At 66.6% G+C, this 12,145-nt stretch carries 13 protein-coding genes; 4 read left to right on the top strand and 9 right to left on the bottom strand.

From position 1 onward, the window contains the following. Window positions 1–3: 3 nt before the first annotated feature. Window positions 4–999: a biotin synthase BioB gene (gene bioB, locus G335_RS0100940; protein WP_018168982.1), complete on the bottom strand. Its 996-nt coding sequence runs from the start codon at window positions 997–999 to the stop codon at window positions 4–6. Next, complete coding sequence (locus G335_RS0100935) at window positions 996–1,454, bottom strand: hypothetical protein (protein WP_024327561.1); 459 nt, start codon at window positions 1,452–1,454, stop codon at window positions 996–998. Before G335_RS0100935 ends, bioB begins: the two co-directional genes overlap by 4 nt. 240 nt (window positions 1,455–1,694) lie before the next feature. On the opposite strand from G335_RS0100935, the gene G335_RS0100930 reads away from it, so the two are divergent. Then, the gene (locus G335_RS0100930) at window positions 1,695–2,249 is read left to right on the top strand and encodes a ComF family protein (RefSeq protein WP_018168984.1); all 555 of its coding nucleotides are present in this window, start codon (window positions 1,695–1,697) and stop codon (window positions 2,247–2,249) included. Window positions 2,250–2,268: 19 nt separating this feature from the next. Here G335_RS0100930 and ubiA read toward each other — a convergent pair whose 3' ends face one another. The 7 genes from ubiA to G335_RS0100895 all read right to left on the bottom strand — a co-directional run bounded on the left by ubiA (window position 2,269) and on the right by G335_RS0100895 (window position 9,205). Further along, on the bottom strand, window positions 2,269–3,138 hold the full coding sequence (ubiA, locus tag G335_RS0100925; RefSeq protein WP_018175637.1) for a 4-hydroxybenzoate octaprenyltransferase: 870 nt from the start codon (window positions 3,136–3,138) through the stop codon (window positions 2,269–2,271). Between the two features lie 64 nt (window positions 3,139–3,202). Further along, window positions 3,203–3,769, bottom strand: coding sequence for a redoxin domain-containing protein (locus tag G335_RS0100920; protein WP_018175636.1), 567 nt, complete (start codon window positions 3,767–3,769; stop codon window positions 3,203–3,205). Further along, complete coding sequence (dsbD, locus tag G335_RS0100915) at window positions 3,766–6,084, bottom strand: protein-disulfide reductase DsbD (RefSeq protein ID WP_018175635.1); 2,319 nt, start codon at window positions 6,082–6,084, stop codon at window positions 3,766–3,768. Before dsbD ends, G335_RS0100920 begins: the two co-directional genes overlap by 4 nt. Further along, window positions 6,072–6,413 (bottom strand): divalent-cation tolerance protein CutA, encoded by a 342-nt coding sequence (cutA, locus tag G335_RS0100910; RefSeq protein ID WP_018175634.1) that lies wholly within the window; start codon window positions 6,411–6,413, stop codon window positions 6,072–6,074. Before cutA ends, dsbD begins: the two co-directional genes overlap by 13 nt. A gap of 3 nt (window positions 6,414–6,416) precedes the next feature. Next, on the bottom strand, window positions 6,417–7,214 hold the full coding sequence (locus tag G335_RS0100905) for an efflux RND transporter periplasmic adaptor subunit (protein WP_018175633.1): 798 nt from the start codon (window positions 7,212–7,214) through the stop codon (window positions 6,417–6,419). 38 nt (window positions 7,215–7,252) lie between these two features. Then, complete coding sequence (locus G335_RS0100900; RefSeq protein WP_018175632.1) at window positions 7,253–8,629, bottom strand: TolC family protein; 1,377 nt, start codon at window positions 8,627–8,629, stop codon at window positions 7,253–7,255. Window positions 8,630–8,665: 36 nt separating this feature from the next. After that, entirely contained in the window at window positions 8,666–9,205 is a 540-nt protein-coding gene (locus G335_RS0100895) for a thioredoxin family protein (RefSeq protein ID WP_026304737.1), read from the bottom strand. A 206-nt stretch (window positions 9,206–9,411) separates the two neighbouring features. Here G335_RS0100895 and G335_RS0100890 point away from each other — a divergent pair, with 206 nt between their 5' ends. The 3 genes from G335_RS0100890 to groL all read left to right on the top strand — a co-directional run bounded on the left by G335_RS0100890 (window position 9,412) and on the right by groL (window position 12,053). Further along, on the top strand, window positions 9,412–9,894 hold the full coding sequence (locus tag G335_RS0100890) for an FxsA family protein (protein WP_018168990.1): 483 nt from the start codon (window positions 9,412–9,414) through the stop codon (window positions 9,892–9,894). A 152-nt stretch (window positions 9,895–10,046) separates the two neighbouring features. Continuing rightward, window positions 10,047–10,337: a co-chaperone GroES gene (groES, locus tag G335_RS0100885; RefSeq protein WP_018145210.1), complete on the top strand. Its 291-nt coding sequence runs from the start codon at window positions 10,047–10,049 to the stop codon at window positions 10,335–10,337. A gap of 51 nt (window positions 10,338–10,388) precedes the next feature. Beyond that, on the top strand, window positions 10,389–12,053 hold the full coding sequence (groL, locus tag G335_RS0100880; protein WP_018175630.1) for a chaperonin GroEL: 1,665 nt from the start codon (window positions 10,389–10,391) through the stop codon (window positions 12,051–12,053). The last annotated feature ends 92 nt before the right edge of the window (window positions 12,054–12,145 follow it).

The following is a 12,145-nucleotide window of genomic DNA, read 5'->3' as shown; positions in this document are numbered from 1 at the left end:
GGCTCAGGCCGAGGCGGAGGCTGACTGGTCCGATTTCGCAGGGGCTTCCGGGCCAGTCTCCGGGCGCAGGCCCAGGCGCTCGAACAGCGCGAGGTCGTGGTTCTCGCCGGGGTTTGGCGTGGTCAGCAGGGTGTCGCCGTAGAACAGCGAGTTGGCACCGGCGAGGAAGCACAGGGCCTGCATCTCGTCGGACATCTCGGTGCGCCCGGCGGACAGGCGCACGTAGGAGGCCGGCATCAGGATGCGGGTGGCCGCGATGGTACGCACGAACTCCAGCGGGTCGAGGTGCTCGATGCCGTGCAGCGGCGTGCCCTCCACCTGGATCAGCTGGTTGATCGGCACCGACTCCGGGTGTTTTGGCAGGTTGGCCATCTGCTGCAGCAGCCGCGCACGATCGCGGCGCGACTCGCCCATGCCGAGGATGCCGCCGCAGCAGACGTTCATGCCTGCCTCGCGTACGTGCTCCAGGGTCTCGAGGCGATCGTCGTAGGTGCGCGTGCTGATGATGTGACCGTAGAACTCCGGCGAGGTGTCGAGGTTGTGGTTGTAGTAGTCCAGTCCCGCCTCGGACAGGCGTTTGGCCTGCTCGGCCTTCAGCATGCCGAGGGTCATGCAGGTCTCGAGGCCCTCGTCCTTCACCGCGCGGACCATCTCGATCACGCGCTCCAGGTTCTTGTCGGTGGGGTTGCGCCAGGCCGCGCCCATGCAGAAGCGGGTCGCGCCCTGGGCGCGGGCGTTGCGGGCCGCCTCCAGCACCTCGTCCAGCGGCAGCAGGCGTTCGCGCTCGATCTCGACCTCGTGGTGCGCGCTTTGCGGGCAGTAGGCGCAGTCCTCGGGGCAGGCCCCGGTCTTGATCGACAGCAGCGTGCTCACCTGGACCGCGTTCGGGTCGAAGTGCTCGCGGTGGACGGTCTGCGCGCGGAAGATCAGGTCATTCAGCGGCAGGTCGAGCAGGGCCTCGACCTCATCGGTGTTCCAGTCGTGGCGGGGCGTGCTCATAGATGATGTTCCTTGTCGGCTTCGGCGGGGATCTCGACGTCCGTCCAGGGCTCGCGATAGATATTGAACAGGGCGTAGATCGTCCACGGCAGCAGGATGGCCGCGGCGATTGCCCAGTAGGCGCGGTAGTAGTTCAGATCCGGCGGAAAGAAGGTGGCGACCCCGATCAGCAGGCCCATCAGGGCGTAGTAGCGATAGGCGGCCCACTGCGTGAAGTGGCCGACGCGGGGATCGGGGTGGTGCTTGTTCAGGGCGTAGACCAGCATCGAGCCGCCAAACCACAGTACCAGCGGGACGATACCCATGATCGCGGCGATGATGAAACCGACCCCGACGCCCTCGCTGCTCACCAGGAACAGCGGGATGCCGGCAATCGACACGCTGATCAGGTTGCCGATATCGAACATCGACGCGGCGCGCCGCGAGCTGCGTCCGGAGACGGTCCTGGTGGCCATGGTCTACCCTGCATGCAAAAAGCAGAGCATACCATTATGGCCCAGGACCCTTCATTGCGCCCCGTTTCCAGGCGGTCTCCGGCCGCGCGCTTGAGGGCCCGGGCTGCGGCCTGCGTCGACTGGCTGGGGGAGGCCCTGTACCCCGGTCAGTGCGGACTGTGCCTGGCCCCCGGTCCGGCGATCTGCGCGGATTGCCGGGCGGATCTTGCGCCGCTCGCGCACCCCTGCCCCACCTGTGCGTTGCCCCTGCCGGTCGCCGGCGTGTGCCCGGCTTGCATCCGCCGAGCGCCGGTCCTGGATGCACTGCATGCCGGCTGGGCCTATGCCTGGCCGCTGGATCAGCTGATCCTGGCCTACAAGCACGGCGCCAATGCACGGGCCGAACGCATCCTCGCGGCCCTGGCGGAGCAGGTGGCGGGCCGTCTGGTGGGCGAGAACGGCGATCTGCCCGATCTAGTGCTCCCCGTGCCGCTGCATGGCAGGCGGCTGCGCGAGCGGGGTTTCAATCAGTCGGACTACCTGGCGCGGCGTGTGGCGGGGGTGCTGGATGTCCCGCTGGATACCCGCGGACTGCGGCGCATCCGCGCGACCGAGTCGCAGCAGGCGTTGGGTCGCAAGGCGCGGCGGCGCAATGTCCACGGTGCGTTTGCCTGGGACGGTTCGAGCCTCGCCGGGCAGCATGTGCTGGTGGTGGATGACGTGGCGACCACGGGCGCGACGCTGGCCGCACTGGCCGAAGTGCTGCGCCGCGAGGGTGCCGCACGGGTGGAGGGACTGGTCCTCGCGCGCGCCTGAGGGTGTGCGGGCGCGGAATTCAGGCCCCCAGGTGGTGGTCGGCGATCATCGCCAGAAGGATGACGGCGCCCAGGTAGTGGTTGTTTTTGAAGGCGCGCAGACAGTCGGCGGGTTCGCGTTCGAAGATCAGGAACTGCTGGTAGAACATCAGCATTGCCACCACCACGAGCCCGGCGGTGTAGTAGCCACCGAAATCGGCGTGCTGGCCGACGAGATAAAGCCCCAGCCACACGAGAACCTGCAGCCCGCCGGTGATCAGGCGGTCGAGTTCGCCGAAGGCGATGGCCGTGGATTTCACCCCGATCTTCAGGTCGTCTTCGCGATCCACCATGCCATAGAAGGTGTCATACACCACCGTCCACGCCAGCACGGTTACGAACAACAGCCAGGCCACTTCGGGCGGGTGCTCGCCGGTGACGGCGGTGAACGCCATCGGCACGGCCCAGGCAAAGGCGGCGCCGAGATGGACCTGCGGGAAGTGGTGGAAACGCTTGGAGAACGGGTAGGTGCCGGCCAGTGCCACCGCCACCAGGGAATACAGGATGGTCAGCCCATTGGTGAACAGCACCAGGACGAAGGCGACCACGCTGAGGGCCACGAAGGTACCCAGCGCCTCGCGTGGGGTGATGGTGCCGAGCGCCAGCGGTCGGTCGCGGGTGCGCGCCACATGGCTGTCGAAGTCGCGGTCGGCGTAGTCGTTGATCGCGCAGCCCGCCGAGCGCATCAGCACCACGCCGGCGGCAAAAATGAAGATCAGGTAGGCCGGCGGCCAGCCCTCGGCCGCCACCCACAGGGCCCAGAAGGTGGGCCACAGCAACAGGTAGATGCCCACCGGGCGATCCAGCCGGATCAGGCGGGCGAGTTCCCACAGGCGTTCGCGCTCGGTCATGGCGGCCAAGCTTACCAGCCTTGCGGCGCCAGGGCGCCGGGTGTCGCTCCGGCGTCGGGGGGCGCTACAGGTGCGCCTCCAGCCATTCGTCCAGGTCGGCCGGTTCCACCTCGCCACGATGGGTGTCGAGGATGGTGCCGTCACGGGCGATCAGGACGGTGTAGGGCAGGGCGCCGATGCGGTTGCCGTATTCCCGGCCGATCGCGACCGCGTCGTCCTGGCCGATCAGTACCGGGAATCCGATGCCGAAATCGTCGACGAAATGCTGCGTGGCTGTCTGCTCGTCCACGGCGACCGCGACGATGGTAAAGCCATCCTCCTGGTTGGCATCAAAGGTGTCCTGGAACAGCGGCATCTCCTTCTTGCAGGGCGGGCACCAGGTGGCCCAGAAGTTCAGCACGATCAGGTCGCCGTCCCACTCACTGAACTGGCGTTCTTCACCGGCGAGGTCGGGCAGGGTGAAGTCGATGCGCTGATTGCCCTGGGTCTCCTCGGCGGCGACCTCGGTGGCCGCGTTGGCAGAGGTTGCCCCGGCGTCCATCTCGGGTTCCGGGTCACCACAGGCGGTCAGGATCAGGGCGCTGGCCGTGGCGACCACCACCCCTGCGAGTGCGTGCTTGCGGTGTTTCATGGTGTCACCCCGATGGCGCTTTCTACATGTGCCAGGAAGCGGTCGGCATTCAGGTAGCCGACATTGCGGTAGTTGCGCAGCTCGTTGCCGTCGCGGTCATAGAAGATCATCGCCGGCGGCCCGAACAGGTTGAACTGACGCATCAGGTCGCGGTGCTCGGAGGTGTTGTCGGTCACGTCGGCCTTCAGGAGGTGCACGTCGCCCATGGCCCGGATCACGCGCGGGTCCTGGAAGGTGGTGCGATCCAGCCGCACACAGTCCACGCACCAGTCGGCGTAGAAGTCGAGAAACACCGGCTGGCCGTTTTCGCGGGCCCGGGCCACTTCGCGTTCCACGTCCTCCAGGCTGTCGACGTAGGTGAACGCCATCTCGGTCGGCCCGGACTGCTCGCCCGTGGCCGTCACCGCGGGCTGATTGAACGTGGCCAGCGGGCGGAAGATGTCCTTGCCGCCGGTCGCCGCGCCGAGCATCAGCAGCACGCCGTAGATCAGGATCACCACACCCAGGCCCTTCCACAGGCTGTACCAGCCGGAGACATTGTCCGGCAGGGTCCTTAGTGCGCCCATGTAGACGGCGGTCACGATCAGCAGGATCGCCCACAGGAACATCGCCACCTCGCCCGGGATCACCCGTTCGAGCAGCCAGATGCCGATGGCCAGCAGGCCGACCCCAAACACCGCCTTGATGGTATCCATCCAGGGACCGGCCTTCGGTAGCAGGCGCCCGGCGGAGGTGCCGATGACCAGCAGCGGCGCCCCCATGCCCATGCTCAGCGCGAACAGCGCGATCCCGCCCAGCACTGCATCGCCAGTGTGGCTGATGTAGAGCAGCGCCCCGATCAGCGGTGCGGTCACGCAGGGGCCGACGATCAGGGCGGAAAGGAAGCCCATGATGCCGGCGCCTGCGTAGGTGCCGCCTTCCTGCTTGTTGCTGATCTGCGAAAGCTTGCTCTGCACGCCGGCCGGCATCTGCAGCTCGTAGAAGCCGAACATCGACATCGCCAGCGCGATGAAGATGGCCACGAAGGTCCCGATAATCCAGGGGTTCTGGAAGGCCGCCTGCAGGTTGGCACCCGCCAGGCCCGCGAATACGCCGGCAATGGTGTAGGTCAGGGCCATGGCCAGCACGAACACAAGCGAGATCAGGAATGCCTTGCGTGTGGTCAGGTTCTTCTGCCCGATGATGATGTTCGACAGGATCGGGATCATCGGGAACACGCAAGGGGTGAAGGTCAGCAGCAGCCCGAAGCCGAAGAAGGCCAGGGCTACCAGCCAGATCTGGCCGTCTGCCAGCTGGGCCGCGATGCGGTCCTGCTGGGTGACCGGTGCCGCGGCCTCGTCGTCTTCCGCAGCCCCGTCGCCGGTTTCCGGAAGGGCGTCGGTGTCGGCCTCGGCGGCCAGATCGGCAGCAAAGGAAACCGAGACCTCCTGGGTCAGCGGCGGGTAGCACACGCCGGCGTCGGCGCAGCCCTGGTAGTCGATCGCCAGGGTGATGTCGGAGACGTCATCCGCGTCGCGCAGGACCGGAACAAGGATCTCGACCTGGCCCCGGTAGACCTGGCTCTCGCCAAAGAACTCGTCTTCCTGGAGCTCACCGTCCGGTGGGTTGACCGGCCCCAGCTCGATGCCATCGCCCTCGGCGATGCGCACATCCAGCTGCTCACGGTAGAGATAGTATCCCTCGGCGATGTCGAAGCGCAGGATCGCCGCGTTCTGGCTGATCGCCTCCAGCGAGGCGGCAAAGGCCTTCTCCGGTTCCAGCAGGTCATCGGCGGCGCCGAGGTCGCCGGACAGGTTGCCTAGGTCACCCAGCGCGCTGCGTTCTTCCCCGGCATCTTCGTCCGCGCGGGTCTCGCCATTGCCGCTTGGCAGGCCGGGCAGTTCGATGGATACGGTCTGGAAGTGCGGCGGGTAGCACACGCCCAGGTCCGCGCAGCCCTGCGAGCGCGCCGTCAGCTCGATGCTGGTGCTGTCGGCCGCCTTGATCGGCAGCTCCACCTGCACCTGGCCGCGATAGGTCTCGACGCGCCCGAAGAATTCGTCCTCGCTGACCTCGCCATCCGGGATCTCGGCCTCGCCCAGTTCCAGCCCGTCGCTTTCCGGGGTGAAGTCGAACTGCTCGCGGTACATGTAGTACTCGTCCGCGATGTCCCAGGTCAGCCGTACCGTGTCGGCGTCGATCGCCTTAGCGCTCAGGGCGAAGGCGTCATCCGGGTCCAGCAGGTCGTCTTCGAAGAGGGCGTGCGTCAGTCCCGGGGCCAGCAGGAGTGCGACCAGCAGGGTTGCCAGCCAGGTGCGCGGATTCATGAGGTGCATTGCGTTATCCAGTCCAGGTAATCGGGCAGCCCGCGTTCAATCGGCAGGGCGATGATCTCGGGTGTGTCGTAGGGGTGTTGGTCAGCCAGCTGCGTCTGGAGTTCGTTCAGGCGCGCAGGCGCGGTCTTGATCAGTAGAGTGACTTCGGAGTCGATTTCGATATTCCCTTTCCACATGTAGACCGAGCGTCCGGGCGGGAGGATATGCACGCACGCGGCCAGACCCTGTTTCACCAGGGCGCCGGCCAGGGTGTCAGCCGTGTCCGGGTCGTCGAGTGTGGTAATGACCAGCCAGGCGCGGGCGCTGGATGGCGATTGCTCATTGCTCATGTATCAGGAGTCCCGTTCGATCCGTGCAGGCTGACCCGGGCGCAGTGGGGTGTCGTCCATCGGTGAGAATTCGACCTCGACGCGGTAACCCCGCTCGGGCTCTTCGCCGGTCGGCTCCCAGCCGATGGTCGCAATGGTGCCGGAAAGACGCTGGTCGCCGACTACGACCGTAACGGCCTCTCCGGGTTCCAGGTCGGCGGCGGTGGCGGCCGGGACGGTGGCCACGGCACGCATCGGGTCGATGGTGCCAAGGATCGCCAGGACCGGCGGCAGCAACGCCGGATTGACGTACTGCCCCGTGTTGGCGTCGATGCGCACCAGGCGCCCGCTGGCCGGGGCGCGGATGGTCGCGTCCTCGAGATCGGCGCGGATGCGGTCGCGCTGGGCGCGGGCCTCGGCCAGGCGGGCCGCGACGGTCGCGTAATCGATACGTGCCAACTCCAGTTCGCGGGCGGCGATCAGGGTCTGGTCGTAGAGATCCTCGGCCTTGTCGCGCTCGCGCTCGGCTTCGTCCAGCTCCATCTGCAGGCGTTCCATGGTCGCGCGGGCGGCGCGCAGGTCGGCATCGCCGCGCCGGGTATCCAGCCGGAACAGGACGTCGTCGGCCTCGACCCGGTCGCCGGCGCGGGCCTCGATTGCCTCGATGCGGCCCGCGATCGGGGCGGTAATGCGGTGGCGCTCGCCCCAGTCGAGTTCGGCCGCGAAGCCGTCCTCGCCTAGCACGGGCACTGGCGCCAGGGCGAGCAGGGCCAGCAGGCTTCCGGTGGTCAGCAGGGATGGGGCATGGAATACGCGGGGCATGGTCAGGTCTCCCGTCCGGTCGCCGGTGGGTGGGCGGCTCAAGGGTTTTCGTCCGTGGCGCGGAACGGGCTCAGCTCGTCGCGCCCGCTCAGCAGGGCCAGGCGCTCGTAGGCCAGGGCCAGTTGGAATTCGGTGCTTGCATTGAAGTGCGCCGCGGCGCTTTGCTGGACCATCGAGTCGCCCAGGTCGGCCTGGTCCTCGATGTCGTACAGGTAGCGCGCGCGGTCGATGTACAGCTCGCGGTAGTCCATGCGCCAGGCGGCCTCGTCGCGCTGGGTTCGTAGTGCGCGGATCTCGTCGTACAGCTCGCGCAGGCGGTTGCGCGCCTCGATGCGGGCCTCGCCCAGTTCGGCCTCGGCTCGATGGCGGGCGGCGACGGCCTGGCCCACCCGGCTGTCGTGGCGGCGGCCCTCGTACAGCGGGATTTCCAGGACCAGGCCGGCGGCGAACGGGTTGCGATCGCCGCCACCGAGGTCGCGGTGCCACCAGCCGGATTCGGCCTCGGCGTACAGGCGCGGGCGCCGCTGCGCGCGCGAGGCCGCCACCTCGCGGCTGGCGGCCTCGACGTGGCGGCGCTCGGCCATCAGGCGCGGACTGGTGTTGTCGAGTTCGGCGAGCAGCGCATCCAGTTCGGGCAGTTCGGGCAGATCCAGGGGCAGCATGGGGGCGAGTACGGTACGCACGCGCCGGTCCGGGCGGTTCAGGGCCTCGGCCAGCGCGGCCCGGGTGCGGGCCTGGTCCTGCAGGGCGCGGGTACGTTGCACCCGCAGGGTCTGGTACTCGGATTCCAGGCGGAAGACCTCGATGTCCGAGACCTGGCCGCGCTGGTTGCGCTCCTCGGCCCGTTCCTTGGATACGTAGGCGGCGGCCATGGCCTCGGTGTCGCGGGCGAAGGCGAGATCCGCCAGCAGCACGTCGAAGTAGCGCTCGAGGACGTGGATGCGGTGACGGGCATGGGTCAGCGCTTCCTGCTGGCGGGCCGCCTCCAGGCGCTGCTCGCTGGCGGACTCGCGCGCATGGGACTGGCCGAAGTCGCTCAGCAGCTTGCGCGCGACGATGGCGGCGCGGGAGTCGTTGCGGGTGCGGTCTTCGACCAGGTCGTTGGGCTCGATCCAGCGGGCCTCGAGCCGCGCGTCCACGCGCACATCGCGCTCGGCCCGAGTCGCCTCCAGGGCGGCGCGGGCCTGTTCGCGGTCGGCGCGCGCCTGACGCACCCGGGGGTGCAGGGCGTCGACCCGCTCCAGGGCGTCACCCACCCGCATTGGGTTGGGCAGCGGGCCGAGGCCGGTCGCGCCGCCGGCTTCCTGCGCAGTCGCCGGCCCGGCCAGGTGCCACAGGAGCAGAATGGCCAGTAGCAGGCGAGCCAGGGGCCGCCGGCGTCCGGTGCAGGACGAGCGGGGGTGCATCGGCGACATCAGGCGTCGATCCTCGGGAGTGGCAAGAAGAGGGGTTTAGCGGCCGTCTTGCTCGCGCTTGAAGCGCGTGAAGTTCTGGTCCTTGTAATGCCCCTCGGCGACAAACTCGCCCAGTTGCAGGAATTCGCGGGAGTCGCGGGTGGCCCCGGTGAAGCGGGCGATGGGTTCGCCCTCCAGGTTGAAGAACTGGAACACCGGCGTGGCGCGTACCCGGTAGTCGCGGGTGGCCCAGTCCATCTGGGTCTTGGTCTCGCCCTCGAAGGTGACGATCTCGATGGCGCCCTCGACATCGACGCTGAACACCCGGAAGTGCTCGCTGAAGTATTCCTGGACCTCGGGCTGGTTCAGCACCTGGTTCTTCATGCGATGGCAGAACGGGCAGTCGGCCATCTCGAAGAAGATCAGGATGCCCTTCTTGCCAGCCGCGCGCGCCTCTTCAAGCTCTTCAGGGAACTCGCCGAAGGTCGGGTCGAAGAAGTGGTGTGTCGGATCGCGCGGGTCTTCGACCGCGGCGGTTGCCAGAGCGGGGACAAGGAAGGCCAGCAGGGCCAGCATCAGGATTGGATTACGCAACATGAGCCGTCACTCTCCGAATATGTAGATAGCCGTATGCACCAATGACGTGCAGGAGACTGGCTTAATTCCCTTTGTCGTGCAAGGACAAAGGGGCGAGCTCCCCGCGAGTGCCTGGATATCGGAGTGTCCACGCATCAGCGAGGTTCCAATCGACACCACCCGGGGCGCATGTTCCAATAAACAGGCCTGATCTGCGGAACCCTTCGATGCGCAACCCCCTCTTTCCCCTGTTTGTCTTTCTCGGTCTGGTGCTGCTCGAGATCTTCGGCTTCGCCTGGGTGGGCGATGCCGTGGGCGCCCTGATGACGGTGGTGCTGGTGATCGTCACGGCGGCGGCCGGGCTGATGTTGTTCCGATTGCAGGGCTTCTACCATTGGCGGCGGCTGCAACAAAGCCTGGCGCGGGGGGAGGTTCCGGCGCGCGGGCTGGTCGAGGGCTGGCTGCTGATGTCGGCGGCCGTGCTGCTGTTGCTGCCGGGGTTCTTTACCGATGCCGCCGGCTTCGTGCTGTTGATTCCGCCGCTGCGGCGCTGGGCGGCGGCCGGCATCCTGCGCCGCGGCATGGTCCGCACGCGCACCGGCGGCCCTGGTGGGCCGCCGGGCGGCGGTACCATCGAGGGCGAATTCCGCCACCACGACGATCGCCCCGAGGCGCCGAACGATCGGCTGGACCACGACGACCGTCGCTGATTCACGTTTCTGGCCCCGCTTTCGTAACGCGCGCTCTTGACTCGCCCTTGTGTGCCCCTATTATTAGCACTCGTCAGGGGTGGGTGCTAACAGGGTGCCTGCCCGACAAACCAATTTTCCTGTTTGAGACATTTTATTAAGGAGTTCGCGCCATGAACCTGCGTCCTTTGCACGATCGAGTCATCGTGAAGCGTATGGAAGAAGAACGCACCACCCCCGGCGGCATCGTGATCCCGGATTCCGCGGCCGAGAAGCCGATCCGTGGCGAAGTGGTTGCAGTAGGCAACGGCAAGATCCTGGACAACGGCGAAGCCCGTCCCCTGGACGTGAAGGCTGGTGACACGGTCCTTTTCGGCAAGTACTCCGGCACCGAGGTCAAGGTCGATGGCAACGAAGTCCTCGTGATGCGCGAAGACGACATCATGGCCGTCATCGAGGGCTGAACGCCCCGAACCGCGACCGTCTAACACGAATTTTCAGGAGTAGAACGAATCATGAGCTCTAAAGAAGTACGCTTTGGTACCGACGCCCGTACCCGCATGGCCAAGGGCGTGAACACCCTGGCCAACGCCGTGAAGGTCACCCTCGGTCCGAAGGGCCGCAACGTGGTCCTGGACAAGGCCTTTGGTGCCCCGACCGTGACCAAGGACGGCGTGTCCGTGGCCAAGGAAATCGAGCTGGAAGACAAGTTCGAGAACATGGGCGCCCAGCTGGTCAAGGAAGTCTCCTCGCAGACTTCCGATACCGCCGGTGACGGCACCACCACCGCGACCGTGCTGGCCCAGTCCATCGTCCGCGAGGGCATGAAGGCCGTCACCGCCGGCATGAACCCGATGGACCTCAAGCGCGGCATCGACAAGGCCGTGAAGGCCGCCACCGAGGAGCTGAAGAAGCTCTCCAAGCCGTGCACCGAGCACAAGGCGATCGCCCAGGTGGGCTCGATCTCCGCGAACTCCGACACCGCAATCGGCGAGATCATTGCCGATGCGATGGACAAGGTCGGCAAGGAAGGCGTGATCACCGTCGAGGAAGGTTCCTCGCTGGAAAACGAGCTGGATGTCGTCGAGGGCATGCAGTTCGATCGCGGCTACCTGTCGCCTTACTTCATCAACAACCAGCAGAACATGAGTGCCGAGCTGGAGGATGCCTACATCCTGCTGTTCGACAAGAAAATCGCGAACATCCGTGATCTGCTGCCGATCCTGGAAGGCGTGGCCAAGGCCAACAAGCCGCTGCTGATCATCGCCGAGGACATCGAAGGCGAAGCCCTGGCGACCCTGGTCGTCAACTCCATGCGCGGCATCGTCAAGGTCGCCGCCGTGAAGGCCCCGGGCTTCGGTGATCGCCGCAAGGCCATGCTGCAGGATATCGCCGTGCTGACCGGTGGCCAGGTGATCTCGGAAGAAGTCGGCCTGTCGCTGGAGAAGACCACGGTGGAAGACCTGGGCCGCGCCAAGAAGGTGCAGGTGACCAAGGAGAACACCACGATCATCGACGGCATGGGGTCCAACAAGGACATCAAGGGCCGCGTCGACCAGATCCGTGCGCAGATCGAGGAAGCGAGCTCCGACTACGACAAGGAAAAGCTGCAGGAACGCGTGGCCAAGCTGGCCGGCGGTGTGGCCGTGATCAAGGTCGGTGCTGCCACCGAGATCGAGATGAAGGAGAAGAAGGCCCGCGTCGAAGACGCCCTGCACGCTACGCGTGCGGCGGTGGAAGAAGGCGTGGTTCCCGGCGGTGGCGTGGCCCTGCTGCGTGCCTGCGCCGCGATCACCAAGCTCAAGGGTGACAACGATGAGCAGACCGCCGGTATCAACATCTGCCGTCGTGCGATGGAAGAGCCGCTGCGCCAGATCGTCTACAACTCCGGCGACGAGCCGTCCGTGGTCCTGAATCAGGTCCTGGAAGGCAAGGGCAACTACGGCTACAACGCAGCAAGCGGCGAGTTCGGCGACATGATCGACATGGGCATCCTGGACCCGACCAAGGTGACCCGTTCCGCGCTGCAGAACGCCGCATCGGTCGCTGCCCTGCTGATCACCACCGAGGCCATGATTGCCGACATCCCGAAGAAGGATGACGGTGGCGGCGCCGGTGGCGACGACATGGGCGGTATGGGTGGCATGGGCGGCATGGGTGGCATGGGCGGCATGATGTAATTCGCCGCTTTACCCGTGCATCGTTGATGTACCTTGGGACCCCGCTTCGGCGGGGTCTTTTTGTCTGACCGGTACCGTTTCCTGGGGTCCGG

It is taken from the genome of Thioalkalivibrio sp. AKL8, assembly GCF_000380525.1.
Classification (GTDB): domain Bacteria; phylum Pseudomonadota; class Gammaproteobacteria; order Ectothiorhodospirales; family Ectothiorhodospiraceae; genus Thioalkalivibrio; species Thioalkalivibrio versutus.
Note: the sequence above shows the minus strand (reverse complement) of the source record. Positions and strands in the feature narration are given on the sequence as shown.